This is a genomic window from Serinicoccus shuyuelongi (genome assembly GCF_045032955.1).
In the GTDB taxonomy this organism is placed as follows: Bacteria; Actinomycetota; Actinomycetes; order Actinomycetales; family Dermatophilaceae; genus Ornithinicoccus.
The window spans coordinates 77,817-95,088 of record NZ_JBJFZU010000011.1 but is presented as its reverse complement, the minus strand read 5'-3'; the positions used below and the strand labels follow the sequence as shown (position 1 = coordinate 95,088).

Below are 17,272 nucleotides of genomic sequence, written 5' to 3'. Positions count from 1 at the left end.
CGACGCTACCGCAGGTGACGCGGAGGGTGCAACGGTCATCGCCATACGCAACAGCGCGCCGTAGTGTTGCCTCATGCGCACCGAGCGGGCGGAGGGTTCAGGGGTCGTGCAGTCGGTGCACCGGGCGTTGACGATCCTGGGGCTGCTGGCCCGGGACGGGGAGCTCGGTGTGAGCGAGCTGGCGTCCGCGCTGGGCGTGCACAGGTCGACCGCGAGCCGGCTGGTCGCGGCCCTGGCCGAGCACGAGATGGTGCAGCAGCCGGAGGTGCGCGGGCGGGTGCGGCTGGGACCGGGGGTGCTGCGGCTGGCGGGCGCGGCGAACGCACGGCTGGACCTGGTGCAGGAGGCGCGTCCGGTATGCCGGGTGCTGGCGGCGCGGACCAACGAGACGGTGAACGTCGCGGTGCTGGCCGACCGGTCCGCGCTGTACGTGGACCAGGTGATCGGGTCCTCCACCATCACCGCGTACAACTGGGTAGGCCAGCACGTCCCGCTGCACGCGACCGCCAACGGTCGGATCCTGGTCAGCGAGCTGCCGCCGTCGGTGCGGCTCGGGGCGTGGGGTTCCGCCCCGGCCGGCTACACCGAGCACACCGTCACCGACCCCGCGACGCTGGAGGAGCTGGTGCTCCGGGCCCGGGCGCAGGGGTATGCGCTCGTCCGGGACGAGCTGGACGTGGGCCTCACCGCCCTCGCCGCGCCGGTGCGCAATGCGCACGGGGAGCTCTGCGCGTCGATCAGCGTCTCCGGTCCGACGTTCCGGATCGGGCCGGCGCGGGTGGGGGAGCTGGTGCCGCTGCTGCTGCGGGCCGCCGAGGACGTCTCCGCCCGGTTGGGCTGGCACGGCACGTCGTCGGTCTCCGGTGCCGGCCGTCCCGCCGCAAGCCCTTGACAGGCCGGACCGCAGCAACGCACGATAGTTGCGTCATATGCGCCTAGTTGCGCATTACGCACTGCGAAGGGTCTGTGTCGATGAGCACCTCCGCCCTCCCGGATCGTTGCGACGTGCTGGTCATCGGGGCCGGCATCGTCGGGAACGCGCTGGTCCACCACCTGGCCCGGCTGGGCTGGACCGACATCGTCCAGATCGACAAGGGACCGCTGCCCAACCCCGGCGGCTCCACCGGGCACGCCTCCAACTTCATCTTCCCGGTGGACCACAGCCGGGAGATCACCGACCTGACGCTGGACTCCGTGCGCCAGTACCGCGAGCTGGGCGTCTTCACCGAGTCCGGCGGCATCGAGGTCGCGCGCACCGAGGAGCGGATGGAGGAGCTGCGCCGCCGGATGTCCTCGGCCCGGGCCTGGGGGATCGAGTCCCGGCTGGTCACCCCCGCCGAGATCGTGGAGCTGGTGCCCTTCGTGGACCCCGACGTCGTGGTCGGCGGCTTCTACACCCCCTCGGTAGGGGTGGTCGACTCGCTGCGCGCCGGCACCCTCATGCGGGAGGCGGCCCAGGCCACCGGCGCGCTGGCGACCGTGCCCAACGTCGAGGTCACCGGGATGAGCGTGGAGCGCGGCCGGATCCGCGCGGTGGAGACCGACCGGGGGACGATCGAGGCCCCGGTGGTGGTGATCGCCTGCGGCGTGTGGAGCCCCAAGCTCGCCCGGATGGCCGGTGCCCACATCCCGCTGACCCCGGCCGTGCACCAGATGATCTCGGTCGGCCCCTGCGCCCCGCTCGCCGCGACGGACGGGGAGATCAGCGTCCCGATCGTCCGCGACATGGACACCTTCTGCTACGAGCGCCAGCACGGCTCGGACATGGAGGTCGGCTCCTACGCCCACCGCGCGATCCTGCACGAGCCGGAGGAGATCCCCTCGATCGCCCAGGCCAAGCTCTCCCCGACCGAGATGCCCTTCACCGAGGACGACTTCGACCCGCAGCTGGAGCAGGCGCTCGAGCTGATGCCCGAGCTGCTCGGCGACGAGCGCGCGGAGATCCGGTATGCCATCAACGGCCTGCTCTCGCTCACCCCGGACGGGGCACCGGTGCTGGGCGAGACCCCCGAGGTCGGCGGCCTGTGGTCGTGCGCCGCGGTCTGGATCAAGGAGGGCCCCGGCGTCGGCCGGGCGGTGGCCGAGTGGATGACCCACGGGCACCCGGAGATCGACCTCGGGCACAGCGACATCGCCCGCTTCTACCCCCACCAGCGCACCCGCGCGCACATCCGCGCCCGCACCGGCGAGGCCTTCAACAAGACCTACGGCATCGTGCACCCCGCCGAGCAGTGGAGCAGCTCCCGGTCGATCCGGCTCTCGCCCATGCACGCCAGCCAGCGCGAGCTCGGCGCCGTGTTCCACGAGGCCGCCGGGTGGGAGCGCCCGCAGTGGTATGCCTCCAACGAGCCGCTGCTCGAGGAGTTCGGCGAGGCCGTGATGCCCCGCGAGCACGAGTGGGACGCCCGCTGGTGGAGCCCGATCATCAACGCCGAGCACCTGGCCATGCGGGCCCGCGGCGGCATCGTCGACCTCACCGCCTTCGCGATCTTCGACGTCCTCGGCCCGGCCGCGCTGGAGGGGATCCAGCGGATCGTCGTGGCCCAGGCCGACGTGGCGATCGGGCGGGTGGTCTACACCCCCGTGCTGGACGAGACCGGGGGCTTCCGCTCCGACCTCACGGTGATGCGGCTCGGGCACGACCACTTCCGGGTCGTCACCGGGGGCGCCCACGGCATGGTGGACAAGAAGTGGTTCGCCGACCACCTGCCCGAGGGTGCCTCGTTGGTCGACCTGACCTCGGCATACTCCACGATCGGGGTGTGGGGCCCACGCGCCTCGGAGGTCCTCGCCGGGCTCGTCGATCGTCCCGACGACCTGTCCCCGGAGACCCTCCGCTTCGGCACCTGCCGGCTCATCGAGGTGGGCGACCTGTCGGTGCTGGCGTCGCGCATCTCCTACGTCGGTGAGTTCGGGTGGGAGCTCTACGTGCCCATCGAGACCGGCGCCCAGCTGTGGGAGCGGCTCATCGAGGCGGGGCGTCCGCACGGGGTCGTCCCCGTCGGCATCGGGGTCTACACCGCCACCGGGCGGATCGAGAAGGGCTACCGCGCCTACGGAGCCGAGCTGGACGCCGAGCGCACCCTCTCCGAGACCGGCATGGAGCGGCCCAGGATAAAGGACGCCGACTTCATCGGCAAGGAGGCGGTGCTGGCCCAGGCCGGGCAGCCACCGAAGGCGGTGCTGTGCACGCTGACGGTGGACGACCACACCTCGGCCAGCAGGGTCAAGCGATACATGCTCGGCGGTGAACCCGTCCTCGGGCCCGACGGCGAGCAGCTCACCGACGGCCACGGGCACCACCCCTATGTCACCTCCGCGGCGTCGGCGCCGAGCCTCGGCAAGCACGTGCTGATGGCCTTCCTGCCGCCGGAGCAGGCCGTCGTCGGCACCGGGCTCACCGTGTCCTACATGGAGGAGCTCTACCCGGTGACCGTCGCCGGCGTCGACGCGACCCCGCTGCTCGACCCGGAGAACCTGCGGGTCAAGGGCCGGTATGCCGAGGAAGGCGCCTGAGATGACCGACGTCCTGGTCTGCGTGAAGCGGGTGCCCGACAGCACCGGTGAGGTCGTCCTGACAGCCGACGGTGGGGGTGTCGACGGGCGCTACGCCGGCTACACCATGAGCAGCCACGAGGAGTGCGCCGTCGAGATCGCGGTCACCGTCGCCGCGGACACCGGCGGCTCGGTCACCGTCCTCACCCTCGGCGGCGACGACAGCGTCGAGCAGCTGCGCGCCGCGCTCGCCGTGGGGGCCGACGAGGCGGTCCGGATCGACGCCTCCGCCGACGACTACGGGCCGGCCGACGTCGCGGCCGCGATCGCCGAGGTCGTCCGGGCCCGAGAGGGCGAGGGGCGGCCGTTCGACCTGGTGCTCGTCGGCAACGACGCCGCGGACACCGGCGACCACCAGGTCGGGATCCGGCTGGCGCACCTGCTGGACCGGCCTGTCGTGGCGGGTGCGCAGAACGCTGCGGTCGCCGTCTCCGGCGACCGGCTGGACGTGCGCTCCAGCGTGTCCGGCCCGACGGAGGTCTTCGAGGTCCCGTTGCCGGCCGTGCTCACCGTGTGGGAGGGCGGGGTCGAGCCGCGCTACCCCAACATCAGCGGACGGATGAAGGCGAAGAAGGCGCGCGTCGAGGTGCTGGAGCCCTCCGGCGCCCCGCAGGGCAGCGGACGGCTGGGGCTGCGGGTGCTGCCGCCGCCGGCCAACGACGTCGAGGTGCTCGGTGAGGGGAAGGCCGGCGCGTCGCGGCTGGTCGATGTGCTGCGAGAGCTGGGAGTCGTGCGATGAGCGTGCTGGTCGTGGTGGAGCCGGAGGACCTCGGCGACGAGGGCGCGGGCCTGTCGGTGGTGTCCCAGGAAGTCCTCACCTTCGCCCGGTCGCTGCCGGGGGAGGACGTCGACGCCGTGCTCGTCGGCCTACCCTGCGCCGGTGCGCCGCCCGAGGCGGTGCTCGCGCACTGCCGCGAGCAGGGCGTGCGGACGGTGCACGTCACCGGCGAGCCGCGGTTGGAGCGGTATGCCGCCCGGGCCTGGGCGCGGGTCGTCGACGCCGCCGCCGAGGCGGGAGGAGCGGCATACCTCGTGGCGGGTGGGACCGCCCGCGGCAACGAGGTGCTGGCCCACGTCGCTGCCGTGCGCGGCGTGCCGATGCCGTGCAACGTCGTCGCGGTCGTGCAGGACGAGCCGCTCGAGGTGGAGCGGCAGGTCGTCGGCGGCGCCGTCCTGGAGAGGGTCGCGCTACGGGCCGAGGATGGCCTCGCGGTCGCCTCGGTCGCCGGGCACGCCGTCGCCCCGGAGCCGTCACCGAGCCCTGGCCCGGCCCGGGTCGGCGAGGTCGCGGTGGAGCTGAGCGAGACCGACCTGGCCGCGCAGGTCGTGCGCGTCGAGGAGCGTGCGGGCGGGGACACCTCGGCGCTGACCGGCGCCGACGTCGTGGTGGGTGTCGGCCGCGGGGTCGGCGGCGCGGACCGGTTCGCCGACGTGGAGGCCCTCGCGGCGCGGCTCGGCGGCGCGGTCGGTGTCTCCCGGGTGGTGACCAGCCTGGGGTGGCGCCCGCACCACGAGCAGGTCGGCCAGACCGGGAGCCGGATCAGCCCCGACCTGTACCTGGCGTGCGGGATCAGCGGCGCGATCCAGCACTGGGCCGGCTGCAGCTCGTCCAGGACGATCATCGCGGTCAACACCGACGGGGAGGCGCCGATGGTGACCAAGGCGCGGTATGCCGTCATCGGCGACATGCACGAGGTGCTGCCGGCCGTGCTGGAGGAGCTCGGCTAACCGCCGGGGCGGACGGCATCGACGAGGTGCCGGGTCGAGTGGGCCACGACCGGGTCACCGGCGCGCATCCGCTCGTCCAGACGCCGCAGCTGAGGCAGATAGGTCGCCACCGAGAAGTCCGGCACCCACCAGACGCACTTGCGCAGGATCCAGACGACGGCACCGATGTCGTGGAACTCCATCCGGCACCGGGCGGTGCGCAGGTCGACCACCTCCAGCCCGGACCGCTCGGCGGCCGCGGCCTCGGCGGCGGGGTCCCGTGCCGAACGGGTCGACGCGGGCAGCGGCCCGAGGAACTGCTCGATGAGCTCGAAGGCCGAGGCCGGGCCGACGTGCTGGGCCAGGTAGCTGCCGCCGGGACGGAGGACCCGATGGGCCTGGACCCAGTCCGGGGCCACCGGGTGGCGGGCGCTGACCAGGTCCACGCTCGCGTCCGACACCGGCAGCGGCTCCCCGGGACGGACCTCCAGCACCTGCACCCCGCGGGGGCCGAGCAGCGCGCGGGCACGGGCCGCGTTCGGCGGCCATCCCTCCGTCACCATCATCCTGCGGGGCAGCGCCGGGGCCTCGGCGACGACCTCGCCACCGCCGGTGTCCAGGTCCAGCGCGGAGTCGACGCGGGCGAGCCGGGAGGCGAGCAGCCGGGCATACCCCCACGGGGGTCGTTCCTCGGTGGCGCGTCCCTTCAGCCAGCCGAAGCCCCACCCGGTCACGTCGGCCCGCTCGGCCTCGTCGACGAGCTTCTCGAACGGTCGCATCAGGGGCCGGACTCCGTGCTGGTGCCGGTCGTCGTCGCCGTGTCCGTGTCCGCCGCAGCGCCGGTGGCGAGCCGGCGACGCAGCCCGCTGGCCCGGACCACCCGGCGTTCGACGGCCGCCCGCACCACCTCCTCGGAGCCCACCACCCGCACCGACCGGCGGGCCCGGGTGACCGCGGTGTAGAAGAGCTCGCGGGTGAGCAGCGGGCTGTCCAGCTCGGGCAGCAGCACGGTGATCTCGTCCGCCTGGCTGCCCTGCGCCTTGTGGATGGTCATCGCGTGCATCGTCTCCACGTCGCCGAGCCGGCCGGGCGCGAACCGGTGCCGGCCGCCGGCCCCGTCGATGACGGCCATCCGGACCGGGACGCCCTCGCTGGTCCGGGACGCCACGACCACGCCGGTGTCCCCGTTGAGCACGCCGGTGGCGTAGTCGTTGGCGGTCACCAGCAGCGGCCGCCCGAGGTACATCGGCTCGTAGAAGGTCAGCCCGGTCTCCTCACCCAGCCAGGTCTCGGTGAGGTGGTTCCAGTGGCGGACACCCCGCTCACCCTCCCGGTGCGCGCACAGCAGCCGGTGGCCGGCCAACGCGGTCAGGGCGCTCTCGGCGTCGCCACCCCGGGCGGCCGCCAGCACCGCCCGGGCCCGCCGGGTGAGCAGCGGTCGCAGGTATGCCTGCGGGTCCGGGTCGGCGAGCCACTGCACCGCGCCCTCCGGATGCGCCGCCGACAGGGACGCCACCACCGCGTCCGCGTCGCCGGTGCGCAGGGCCAGGGCCAGCGCGCCGATGGTCTCGCCGAAGCGGTGCACCGTCTCCAGCCGGGCCACCGCCACCACCGGGACGTCCGGCTGCTCGCCCGCGGCGGCACCGGCCACCAGGTCGGCCAGCACCGCTCCGGCGTCCACCGAGGACAGCTGGTCCGGGTCGCCGACCAGGATCAGCCGGGCCTGCGGGCGCAGCGCCTCCAGCAGGCGTGCCATCTGGGTCAGCGAGACCATCGACGCCTCATCCACCAGCACCACGTCGTGCGGCAGCCGGTTGCCCCGGTGGTGCCGGAACCGGCTGCGGCTGCCCGGCTGCCAGCCCAAGAGCCGGTGCAGGGTGCGGGCCTCCAGCCCGTGCAGGCGTTCCACGACCTCCCGGGACCGGGGGTCCTGGGTCCGGTCCAGGATCTCCGCGAGCGCCCCGTCGAGGGCGTCCTTCACCCGGGCCGCGGCCTTGCCGGTCGGGGCGGCGAGCCCCACGCGCAGCGGGCGCTGCCCGGCGGCCGCGGCCTGCTCGGCCAGCAGGGTGAGCACTCCGGCCACGGTGGTGGTTTTCCCGGTGCCTGGCCCCCCGGTGATGATGCTGGTGCGGGAGCGGGCGGCGACCTGCGCGGCGGCGCGCTGCTCGGCATACCCGGTGCCGGGGAAGATGCGCTCCAGCCCGGCGGCCAGGGTGTCCTCCGCGATGTCGGGCGGCGGCAGGGCGGCCCGGGCCTGCAGGTCTGCGACCACCTGGCTCTCCTGGTGGTGGTAGCGCTGCAGGTAGAGCAGCCCGTGCTCCAGGACCAGGGCGCCCTCGGCCACCAGCCGGCTCCCGGCGACCGTGTCCGCCCAGCTGTCCGGCTCCGGCCACGGCAGGTCGGGCAGGGCCTGCGCCCCGGCGTCGGAGAGGGCCCGCAGGTCGAGGGCCACCGACCCGGAGCGCACCGCGCGGGTGGCCATCGCCGCGGCCAGCACCACATCGGGGTCCCGCTCCCCGACGGCCCGGGCCAGGGCCTGCGCGACGTGCACGTCGGCGGCCGTCAGCACCCCGGCACGGTTCAGCTCGCCGAGCGCACCGGTCGCGGCCAGCGCCAACCGACGGTCGTGCTCGCCGGCGGGCTCGAAGAGCTCCATCAGGGCGGTGCTCACCGGTCCACCCCCTGGCCGCGGCCGTCGAGGAGGTCCGAGACGCCGGTCACCAACCGCACCGGGGGCCGCCACGAGAAGACCCCGCACGGGTGCCCGTCGACGTCCGGGGTGTCGGGGCCGCACATGCCCCGCAGGTAGAGGTAGAGCACCCCGCCCAGGTGTCGGGCCGGGTCGTAGCCGGGCAGTCGCCAGCGCAGGAACCGGTGCGCGACCACGGCGTAGAGCAGGGCCTGCAACGGGTAGGAGGAGTGGCCCATCGCCTCGTGCAGCCGCTCCGGCAGGTAGTCCGCGGCGGTCAGCGGCTGGTCCGGCTGGCCGAGCCAGTTCGTCTTGTAGTCCACCACCAGGTAGCGGCCGCCGGTGCGCAGGACCACGTCGACGGACCCGGTGAGGTAGCCGCGCAGCTGCTGCCCGGCCAGGTCCGGGGTCTCGTCCAGCACGTCCGCCCAGCCGCGGACCGGGTCACCGGCCGGCAGGTGCGCGCGCAGCAGCGGGGCCAGGTCCCCGAGCAGCGGGGCGGGCACTTGCTCGCCCCGGCCACGTCGCAGGTCGCCCCCGGCCAGCGGCAGCTCGAAGTCCAGCTCGCAGAGCCGGTCCGATCGCCCGATCCCGCGCAGTGTGGCCCCGTCGGCCAGCGGCCCCAGCGGGCTGTCGCAGACCGCCACCAGGGCGTCGGCCAGCAGCTCGTGTCCGCCCTCGTCGAGGTCGACCGGCCAGGACACCCGCTGCTCGGTGATGTGCCGCAGCAGCTCGGCGCGCAGGTCCGGTGCCTGCAGGTCGGCCTCCTCCAGGACGGCGTGCACCAGGGACCCGAAGGTGGCACCGACCGGCAGATCGGCCATCGGCGAGGGCACCGCGCCGCCGACCGGGGCGACCAGCCCGGGCAGCGCCGGGCTGGTCTCGGTCACCGGGTCGGGCGCGTCCGGCTCGTCCTCCCGGGCCGTCAGGCCGGTCTCCGGCTCGCTGCCGACCCCGGCGCCGCGGTCCGTGCCGGACTCGGCGGGGCTGGACAGCGCGGTGTACGACGTGCGCCGCCACTGGGCGTCGACGCTCCGGGTCCACCGTCCCAGGCCCATCGTGCCCGGGCCCGGGATAGGGGTGGCGGGCACGACGGGGGTCGGGTCGGCACGTTCCAGGCTGAAGGCCCCCTCCTGCGCCCACCGGCCCAGCAGCTCGCCGGCCAGCTCGTCGCGGCGTTGCACCGGGACCGACGCGGGCACGGCACCTCCGCCCGGTGCCCGACCGAAGAGCAGGCGGTGCAGCGCGGAGCTGGTGGCGTTGTTGACCGGCGCCCACCAGGTCACCACCTGGGACTGGGCCCGGGTCATCGCGACGTAGAGCAGCCGCAGCGACTCCCCGGCGTCCTCCTCCTTGTGCGCCCGCACCGAGTCGGCCCAGCCGGGGTTGGCGGGGTGCTCACCGCCCACGTCCAGGCACCGGGTCCGCTCCGGAGGCTCGTCGTGGAACAGGGGGATCCTCGGCGCGTCGCTGACCCAGCGGTCGGCGAGGCTGGGCAGGTAGACCACGGGGTACTGCAGCCCCTTGCTGCCGTGGATGGTGGCCAGCTGCACCGCGGCGGCGTCGCTGTCCAGCCGCCGGGTCCGCGCCCCGGCCGACTGCGGCCCGTCGGTCGCCATCTGCGAGCGGAGCCAGTCCAGCAGCGCCACCAGGCCCAGCTCGTCCCGCCGGGCGACCTCGTGCAGCAGCTGGGCGACGTGCCGCAGGTCGGTGAGGATCCGCTCGCCGCCGACCTGGGCCAGCACCCGGCCCGGCAGGCCGCGTGCGGTCAGCACCTCCAGCACCGCCGCCAGCCCCTGCCGCGCGTAGACGGCAGCGAGGTCACGGCATACCTGACCGAGCGCGTCGTCCAGCTCGTCCTCGGCGCGTTGGTCGCCACGGGCGAGCTCCCCGGGGGTGCGGCCGACCAGGTCGGTGAGGGCGGCGGCGCGGGTGAGCACCGCGCGGTGCGGGGCCACCATCGCCTCCAGCAGCGTCAGCCAGTCCTCGGCGGCCCGGCTCTGCAGCACCGAGGACCCGCCGGTGCTCACCGCGGGGATGCCGACCTCCTGCAGCGCCCGCTGCGCCTCCTGCAGATCCTTGGCCCGGTGCGCCAGCACCGCGACGTCCCGGGCCTGCAGCGGCCGGCCCTCGAAGGTGGCGTCCGAGGCGAGCAGGGCGGCGATGTCCTGGGCCAGGTCGCGGGCGATGTAGGGCCGCACCGTGGGCATCCGGGTGTCCCTGCCCAGGTGGTCGGTGAGCAGCACCTGACGCAGCCGCACCGGGGCGTCGTGCGGGGCCCCCTGCAGGCGGGAGGCGGTGTGGTTGGCGCGCACCGGGTGCACGACGATCTGCTCGTCCCCCAGCTCGGCGCCCCCGAGCAGGGTGCCGAGCGCGTCGACCACCCCGGGGTCGGAGCGGAAGTTGCGCGGGAGCGTCCGTCGGTCGGTCGCGGTGTCGGCGGCGGACAGGTAGGTGACGACGTCACCGCCGCGGAAGGCGTAGATGGCCTGCTTCGGGTCGCCGATGAGGACCATCGCGCGAGCGTGCCCGGCGAACGCGCGCTCCAGCACCTGCCACTGCACCGGGTCGGTGTCCTGGAACTCGTCGACCAGGACCACCTGCCAGCGCTGCCGCATCCGGGCCCTGGCCGGGGAGCCGGGCTCGGCGAGGGCGTCGGCGAGCTGGGTGAGCAGGTCGTTGTAGTGCATCACCTGCAGGCGCTGCTTGCGGGCGTCCAGCTCGGCCCGGACGGCGTGCGCGAAACGGACCCTGCGGCCCGGCTCGGAGTCGGGCAGGGCGCCGGTCGGGACCGGGGTGGCGTGCACGTCGTCGACGACCGTGCGGGCCAGCGCCAGGGCGTCGGCGCGGGTGAAGAACGGGGCCTCGTCGCGCTGGGCGAAGGCGCGCAGGTAGAGGTCGTCGACGACCTCGACGAGCAGGTCGTCCAGGTCCTCCACCAGGACGGCGGAGGCGTCTGCGGTGCCGGCCGTGCCCAGGCTGCGCAGCACCTGCTGGCAGAACTGGTGGGTGGTGGCGATGGTCGCCGCGTCGAACTCCGAGAGGGCGGTCCGCAGCCGGCGGCGGCGCGCCGACAGCTCGTCGGGGGAGCCGGTCAGCAGCAGGTCCAGCAGGTCGTCCCGGGGGGCGTCCGGTATGCCGGTGGTCGCGATGGCGTCGGCCGCGTCGTCGGCGGGCGTGCTCGCGTCGGTGGTGCCTGAATCGGTTGTGCCTGCGTCGGCGAGTGCCCGCTCGGCGCTGACCAGCTGCTCACGGACCCGGGCCCTCAGCTCCTGGCTGGCGGCCCGCCCGAAGGTGACCACCAGCATCTCCGGCAGCCGGACGTGCCCCTCGGCGACGAAGCGGGTGACCAGTGCGGCGATGGTCCAGGTCTTGCCGGTGCCGGCGCTGGCCTCGAGCAGCACGGTGCCGGAGGGCAGCTCGTCGGTGATGGAGAACTCGCGCATCAGCCGGCCCGCTCCGTCCGCTCGGCGTCCCCGGTGAGGACCGGTCGCCAGACCCGCAGCGCCAGCTGTCCGAGACGGTGGTCGACGCCGGGCTCCCAGCGCTCGTCGTCCCGGGGGGTGCCGAGGATCTGGACCAGCGGCAGCTGGCCCCCGTGCACGTAGAGCTGGCTCGGGTCGTCCTGCTCCTTCGGGAAGCCGTGGTCACCGTCCGGGCTCTGCCACTCGCGGTTGGCGTCCAGGGTGGCGGCGGCCGGGTCGCCGGGTCCGCCCAGGTAGCTCTGTGCCCACTTCGCGGAGGTCGCGACCGGCAGCGGGATCGGCTCGTGCAGGCCGCGGTCCCGGACGTCGACCAGCTGGTCCAGCAGCTCCAGCGCCCTGGCCGGGTCGTGCGGCCCGTGGGTGTGGTGGACACCGCCCTTGGCGCGGCCCCACTGCTTCTGGCCGACGAGGTGGCTGCGGCTCTCCGGTCCCAGCGCCCCGGCCAGCGCCAGCGAGGTGATCCAGGAGCGCAGCCGCTGCTTGGCGCGGACGGTGGAGTAGGTCGCCGTGAGTGCGTGCGGGCCGACCATCCCGGGGACCGACCCGGTGAGGCGCCTGCCGCTGGGCAGCGTCAGCTCCACGTCGGCGACCTCGCGGACCAGGGGGATGCCCCAGCCGCCCTGGCCGACGGCGTGCCAGGTGGCCCCGGCGACCAGCTGGACCCGTCCTTTGACCTCGCGCAGCACCTCGGCGCCGAGCGAGCGGGGCGGCAGGTCCCCCCGCCACAGCTCGGCGTCCTCGATGGTGCCGGCGTCACGTCCGTCCAGGACGGCGGCGAGCATGCGTTCGCCGATCGCCCACTTCTGCAGGCCGTCCAGCTCGATCGGTATGCCCTCGGTCCGCTCCTCGGGCACCTGCGGCAGGCGCAGCCCCAGGCGGGTGCGCAGGAAGGCGCGGGCGGGGTTGTCGAAGAAGCGCAGCAGCTCCTCCAGGTCGACGTCCGCCGCCGGGTCGGTGGGTCCGCCGGCGCCCTGGGCGTCCGGTGCGGGCAGCACCGCGGTGGCCGGGGTGGTGCGCTCGACCCGCTCGCTGTGCGCGCTGCGTGCGCCCTCCAGCGCGGACGGGTCGTAGCTGAAAGGCCGGTCCCCCGGCAGCAGCGGCGGCTGCCCAGCACCGGTGGCGCCGAGGTTGCGGGCGTCGTAGGGCTGCAGCGGGTGCGGGGTCACCAACGGGTGCAGCCGGGGTGAGTCGGGGGAGAGCGTGCCCCGGAGCGCGTCCAGCAGCTCACCCAACGGCACCGCCGGCGGCCGGGGCAGGCCGGTGTGCTCGTCGAAGCCGGTGTAGGTGACGACCAGGGTGTCGGTGGCCGCCATCACGGCGTCCAGCAGCAGCTGCCGGTCCTCGCTGCGCGGGTCGCGTTCCCCGGTGACCGGGCGGCGGGCGGTGGCGTCGTCACCGTCCGGGGTGGAGCTGCGGGGGAAGACGCCGTCGTCGAGGCCGACCAGGCATACCACCCGGTGCGGGACCGAGCGCATCGGGACCATCGTGCAGACGGTGAGGGTGCCGGTCCGGAAGTTGGAGCGGGTGGGGCGTCCGGCGGAGGCCTCGGCGAGCAGGGCGCGGACGTCGGACACCGACAGGCTCACCGGGTGGTCGGCCTGCGCGGCGGCCGCCAGCTGGTCCAGCTCGCGGTGCAGCTGGGTGACCTGCCAGGCGTCCCGGGGCGGGGTGCTGGCCAGGCCGAGCACGCTCTCCCGGAGGGCGGACACCCACTCGTCCGCGGTGCCGGCGGTGCGCAGCGCGGTCAGGCTCTCGCCCAGCCGCGCCACCAGCTCGGCCCAGCGGCCTGCCAGGTCGAGGTCGCCGCTGTCGAGGTCGTCCAGGGCCAGGGTGGTGCCCAGGTGGTCGGTGTCGCGACCGTCCACGCCGGCCCCCACCAGGATCCGGTCCAGCCCGGAGCGCCAGGTGTTCTGCGACAGGTGCGGCAGCTGATAGGCGGCGCGGTGCTCGTCGTCCAGTCCCCACCGGATCCCGGCGCCGGTGGTCCAGTCCCCGAGCCGCTCCAGGTCGGTGTCCTCCAGCCCGAACCGGTGGCGGACCGGGGCCGACCTCGCCAGGTCGAGGACCTCGCTCGCGGTGAGCCGGCTGCCGGCCAGCTCGACCAGGTGCGCGGCGAGGCGCAGCAGGGGGTTGGCGTGCAGCGGTGCACGGTCGGCCAGCCGCACCCGCAGACCGTGCGCGGGGTGGGTGGGGGCCTCGTCCGGGGTTGACCCGGTGTCCGTCGCAACCGGCCGGGGGAGCGCCTCGGCAAGACCGAAGCCGGCGTGCAGCAGCGGGGCGTAGGCGTCGATGTCGGGGCACATCACCAGGATGTCCCGCGGCTCCAGGTCGGGGTCCTGCTCGAGCAGGTCGGCGAGCACGTCGCGCAGCACCTCGACCTGGCGGGACTGCCCGTGGCAGGCGTGCACCTGGACGCTGCGGTCCTCGGCACCGACCCGGCGGTCCGCCCGCTCGGCCCCGGTGGGGACGTGGTCACCGGCCAGGTCCTCCTGGAGCAGGGAGAGCAGGGAGGGGGGCGTGGGGGAGCCACCGGCCCCGGTGGTCGGGGTGCGCTCGACCGGGCGGTCCTCGGCCCCGACCAGCGCGAGGGTGCGTTGCAGCTCACGCGCGTCCCGACCCAGGCTGGCCAGCAGCGGGTTCGACAGCAGCAGGGCGGACCCGTCGGTGTCCCGGGGGACCGGGCCCTCCGCGGAGATTCCGGCCAGGGTGTCCCAGGCCGCCGGGGAGGACTGGGGCAGCCACAGGTGCACGTCCCGGTGCTCGCCGAGGGCGGCGATCACCTCGATCTCGCTCCGGGCGATCCGGGTGTGCCCGAAGAGGGACAGGCGCCCCGGGAGCTCCAGGTCCTCCATCCGCCCCTGGGCCAGGGCCTGGACGACGGCGCTCTGGCGGACGTCCGGGGGCTCGGCGTCGACCAGGTCCAGCACCCGTCGCCAGAGCTCGGGCTGCCAGGCCAGGTCCGGCTCGACCTGCCCACCGACGCCGTCACCGGAATCCCCGGCACGCCAGTCGGCGACCATCGCCGGACGCTGCGCCGCATAGGTGGCGAACAGTCCGGCCAGGCGGCGGGCCACGGCATACCGGCGGCCGCGGCGCAGCTCGCCCTCGGTGCCCTCGACCCGGTGCCCGAGGTGGGTGGCCAGGGTCGCGGCCCATTCCTCGTCGAGGCTCGCGTCGACCGCCCGCAGGACCGGCCAGGCGAGGCGGTCGGGGTGCCACGGGTCGTCCCGCTCGACGCCGAGGACCAGGGAGACCAGGGAGTGCGGGTTGAGGAAGCGGATCCCGGCGCAGACGCCGTCGTCGGAGGTTCCGGCCCCGAGGGTGTGCGACAGGCGTTGCGCAAGCCAGCGTTCGACACCTTTGGCGGGCACCGCGACGACCTCCTGCGCGAACGGGTCCGCCAGCGGCGTCGCGAGGAGCTCGGCCAGCCCGGCAGCCAGGACGGCGGTGTCCCGGGCGCGGTGCACGAAGAGCGTCACACAACGACCCTAACCAGCGGCGACGACAACCCCCACCCACCCATCGACCCACCCCAGACCGACCGGGCGAGCGTTGTGCTCTGACCGGGCGTGCGTTGTGTCGCGACCGGGCGAGCGTCGTGCTCTGACCGGGCGAGCATTGTGCTGCGACCGGGGCAGCGTCCCTAGTCCCGGAGGAGGTGGACGACGTCGTCGCCGAACCTGGCGCCGAGGTCCTGCCACGACCGGGACGTCATCGACGCCGGGCCCCCGACTGCTGCGGCCGATCCCTGCTGCTGCGCGTCGACGATCCAGAAGTGTCCTTTGCTGCAGGCGAAGAGCAGCTGGTCGTCCGCCGCGAAGACACTGAGCTCCCCGTCGTCCTCGGTATGCCGCATCACCATGTCCGACGTCCTCTCACCGCTTCTCGAACGCCTGCGGGTAGTTCTTCCGTGCCTGTGTCAGCAGGTGCGGCACCGAGGAGCTGTCCACGACGGCGGTCAGGGCTGCGTTGGCCTGGGTGGCCTCCTTCTCGGCCTCCACCGCCTTTGCCTCGGCCTCGGTCTTCCCCTGGGCGCCGAACCAGTAGCCCAGCGCCGTGGTGGTGAGTGGCAGCACCACGAGAAGGATGTCCTTGGTGCGCTGGAACTCGTCGAGGACGACGTTCCCTGCGTCATCGGTTCGCGGCTCCAGCCCGAGGCGCAGCGCGACCAGCGCCAGCCACCACACGGAGAGGCCCAGCAACAGGATGGTCAGCAGCGGACGGAACCACGAACCGGGCCCGGCGGTCTGCGTGGCGGGGGGCGTCATGGCCCATTCTTGCGCCACCCGGACACGCTGTCCAGGGTCGCTTCAGCGGACGGTGGTGGGGGTACCGCCGGTGAGCCTGAGCAACGCCTCGTAGGTCAGCGGCATCACCGTGTCGGGCGTGCCCCCGGCGGTCCAGACCTCGTCGAAGCGCGCCAGCTCGACGTCCACGAGGGTGCGCAGGGGCGCGGGATGTCCGGTCGGTGCCACGCCTCCGATGGCCTGGCCCGTCGCTCGCCGGACGAAGGCGGCGTCGGCTCTCCCGACCCGCTCGGCGCCGAGCGTGCGCGCGATGAGGTCGGTGTCGACCTTCGCCGCCCCGCTGGCCATGACGAGCAGCGGCTCCCCGTCACACTCGAAGATCAGGCTGTTCGCGATGGCGGCGACGTCGCAGCCGATCTGCGCAGCGGCGAGGGCCGCCGTGCGCGCGTGCTCGTCGAGCCAGACCAGCCTCGGGGCGATGCCGGCCGCCGCGACGGCGTCGTGGACGACCTGGTTCGTGGGGTGCATACCGCGGGAGTCTGCCGTATGCCGCCGCGCCGGCACGGGGAGACGCCCGGTCCGGCAATCCGGGACGCCCGGTTAGGCAACCCGAGACGCTCGGTCAGGCAATTCGAGACGCCCGGTCAGGAGGTGGTGAGGAGGTCGGCGCTCGCGAGCCAGTGCTCCGCCTCGTCCTCGAACCCCAGCCGGTGCAGCCAGATCCCGGTGCACACTCGCTCGGTGAAGGCCCACGCGGACACCCGGTCGGCGTCGACGTCCAGCCGCCCGGACACCCTCGTCACCTGCGCCTCGTGCCACCGGCGGGCGGACGCGCCGCCCTCGGTGCGGCCCAGGGTGTCGATCTCGGTCATCAGGTCCCGCAGCACGACCCCCACGTCGTACTCGCGCTCGCAGAGGAACCCGTCGGGGTCGATGAACGCGTGCCCGGTGCCGCGTCGCAGGGCATTGAGGCTGTGCGGGTCGCCGTGCGCGACGACCACGTCGGTCCCCGGGTCGGCGACCAGGTCGCTGGCCAGGCCGGCTGCCCGGTCGAGGGAGGCCCGGTGCCGGTGCACCCACCCACCCTCGGCGACCTCGGTCTCGACGTTGGCCAGCAGCTGCTCGGCCTTCTCCCCAGGCCGGTCCTGGCTGGCCACCGCCAACGGCAGCTCCCACGCCTGCTCCAGCAACCCGACCAGCACGTCGACCTGCTCCACCCCGTCGGGCGTGGTCTGCGCCAACGAGGGGCCCAGCCGTTCCAGCAGCGCCGCACCGAGGTCGTCCGCGTGGTCGAGCACCCGGGCGTACCCCCGTCCCTGGGCCGCGGACATCACCCGCACCTGCTGCGGCAGGTCGGTGCCGGCGTCGTCGAACTTCACCACCGCGGGCTCGTCACCGCGGCGTACCTCGAGCACGGGCAGGCCGACCCCGTCGGTGTGCGCCCGCTCGATGACCAGGCCCCACCTGTCGACGGTGCGGGCCAGCACCTCCGGGAACGCCGCCAGCAGGTCGACGGCCCAGTCCTGGCCGGACCACGGCCGTTGCCGCGCCAGCTCCACCACCTCGGGCTGCTCCACCCGGTGATGGTC

12 protein-coding genes are annotated in these 17,272 nt (G+C 74.5%); 4 read left to right on the top strand and 8 right to left on the bottom strand.

What is annotated here, in order from left to right:
• Positions 1 to 73 precede the first annotated feature (73 nt).
• The 4 genes from ACI3EY_RS13285 to ACI3EY_RS13270 all read left to right on the top strand — a co-directional run bounded on the left by ACI3EY_RS13285 (position 74) and on the right by ACI3EY_RS13270 (position 5,283).
• The gene (locus tag ACI3EY_RS13285; RefSeq protein WP_405040703.1) at positions 74 to 892 is read left to right on the top strand and encodes an IclR family transcriptional regulator; all 819 of its coding nucleotides are present in this window, start codon (positions 74 to 76) and stop codon (positions 890 to 892) included.
• A gap of 80 nt (positions 893 to 972) precedes the next feature.
• Positions 973 to 3,516, top strand: coding sequence for a GcvT family protein (locus tag ACI3EY_RS13280; RefSeq protein ID WP_405040702.1), 2,544 nt, complete (start codon positions 973 to 975; stop codon positions 3,514 to 3,516).
• Position 3,517: 1 nt separating this feature from the next.
• On the top strand, positions 3,518 to 4,294 hold the full coding sequence (locus ACI3EY_RS13275; RefSeq protein WP_405036690.1) for an electron transfer flavoprotein subunit beta/FixA family protein: 777 nt from the start codon (positions 3,518 to 3,520) through the stop codon (positions 4,292 to 4,294).
• Positions 4,291 to 5,283, top strand: a complete 993-nt coding sequence (locus ACI3EY_RS13270; RefSeq protein WP_405040701.1) for an electron transfer flavoprotein subunit alpha/FixB family protein — start codon at positions 4,291 to 4,293, stop codon at positions 5,281 to 5,283. Before ACI3EY_RS13275 ends, ACI3EY_RS13270 begins: the two co-directional genes overlap by 4 nt.
• Here ACI3EY_RS13270 and ACI3EY_RS13265 read toward each other — a convergent pair.
• The 8 genes from ACI3EY_RS13265 to ACI3EY_RS13230 all read right to left on the bottom strand — a co-directional run bounded on the left by ACI3EY_RS13265 (position 5,280) and on the right by ACI3EY_RS13230 (position 17,260).
• Positions 5,280 to 6,041, bottom strand: a complete 762-nt coding sequence (locus ACI3EY_RS13265) for a class I SAM-dependent methyltransferase (protein ID WP_405040700.1) — start codon at positions 6,039 to 6,041, stop codon at positions 5,280 to 5,282. The two genes, ACI3EY_RS13270 and ACI3EY_RS13265, sit on opposite strands and share 4 nt — an antisense overlap.
• Positions 6,041 to 7,933, bottom strand: coding sequence for an exodeoxyribonuclease V subunit alpha (gene recD / locus ACI3EY_RS13260; RefSeq protein WP_405040699.1), 1,893 nt, complete (start codon positions 7,931 to 7,933; stop codon positions 6,041 to 6,043). Before recD ends, ACI3EY_RS13265 begins: the two co-directional genes overlap by 1 nt.
• Positions 7,930 to 11,397, bottom strand: coding sequence for a UvrD-helicase domain-containing protein (locus tag ACI3EY_RS13255; protein ID WP_405040698.1), 3,468 nt, complete (start codon positions 11,395 to 11,397; stop codon positions 7,930 to 7,932). Before ACI3EY_RS13255 ends, recD begins: the two co-directional genes overlap by 4 nt.
• A complete protein-coding gene (gene recC / locus ACI3EY_RS13250) occupies positions 11,397 to 14,915 on the bottom strand; it encodes an exodeoxyribonuclease V subunit gamma (RefSeq protein WP_405040697.1) in 3,519 nt (1,172 codons plus the stop codon). The genes ACI3EY_RS13255 and recC overlap by 1 nt, the downstream gene beginning before the upstream one ends.
• Positions 14,916 to 15,079: 164 nt before the next feature.
• The gene (locus ACI3EY_RS13245) at positions 15,080 to 15,298 is read right to left on the bottom strand and encodes a hypothetical protein (RefSeq protein ID WP_405040696.1); all 219 of its coding nucleotides are present in this window, start codon (positions 15,296 to 15,298) and stop codon (positions 15,080 to 15,082) included.
• A 13-nt stretch (positions 15,299 to 15,311) separates the two neighbouring features.
• A complete protein-coding gene (locus ACI3EY_RS13240) occupies positions 15,312 to 15,704 on the bottom strand; it encodes a hypothetical protein (protein ID WP_405040695.1) in 393 nt (130 codons plus the stop codon).
• Between the two features lie 42 nt (positions 15,705 to 15,746).
• On the bottom strand, positions 15,747 to 16,211 hold the full coding sequence (locus ACI3EY_RS13235) for a YbaK/EbsC family protein (RefSeq protein WP_405040694.1): 465 nt from the start codon (positions 16,209 to 16,211) through the stop codon (positions 15,747 to 15,749).
• 116 nt (positions 16,212 to 16,327) lie between these two features.
• Entirely contained in the window at positions 16,328 to 17,260 is a 933-nt protein-coding gene (locus ACI3EY_RS13230) for an aminoglycoside phosphotransferase family protein (protein ID WP_405040693.1), read from the bottom strand.
• Between the last annotated feature and the right edge of the window lie 12 nt (positions 17,261 to 17,272).

What these genes read in the sequence shown, in the direction of transcription:
- ACI3EY_RS13255 (WP_405040698.1), bottom strand. Translation starts at nt 11,397, where the DNA reads ATGCGCGAGTTCTCCATCACCGACGAGCTGCCCTCCGGCACCGTGCTG.
- ACI3EY_RS13285 (WP_405040703.1), top strand. Translation starts at nt 74, where the DNA reads ATGCGCACCGAGCGGGCGGAGGGTTCAGGGGTCGTGCAGTCGGTGCAC.
- ACI3EY_RS13280 (WP_405040702.1), top strand. Translation starts at nt 973, where the DNA reads ATGAGCACCTCCGCCCTCCCGGATCGTTGCGACGTGCTGGTCATCGGG.
- ACI3EY_RS13270 (WP_405040701.1), top strand. Translation starts at nt 4,291, where the DNA reads ATGAGCGTGCTGGTCGTGGTGGAGCCGGAGGACCTCGGCGACGAGGGC.
- ACI3EY_RS13275 (WP_405036690.1), top strand. Translation starts at nt 3,518, where the DNA reads ATGACCGACGTCCTGGTCTGCGTGAAGCGGGTGCCCGACAGCACCGGT.
- ACI3EY_RS13235 (WP_405040694.1), bottom strand. Translation starts at nt 16,211, where the DNA reads ATGCACCCCACGAACCAGGTCGTCCACGACGCCGTCGCGGCGGCCGGC.
- ACI3EY_RS13265 (WP_405040700.1), bottom strand. Translation starts at nt 6,041, where the DNA reads ATGCGACCGTTCGAGAAGCTCGTCGACGAGGCCGAGCGGGCCGACGTG.
- ACI3EY_RS13240 (WP_405040695.1), bottom strand. Translation starts at nt 15,704, where the DNA reads ATGACGCCCCCCGCCACGCAGACCGCCGGGCCCGGTTCGTGGTTCCGT.
- ACI3EY_RS13245 (WP_405040696.1), bottom strand. Translation starts at nt 15,298, where the DNA reads ATGGTGATGCGGCATACCGAGGACGACGGGGAGCTCAGTGTCTTCGCG.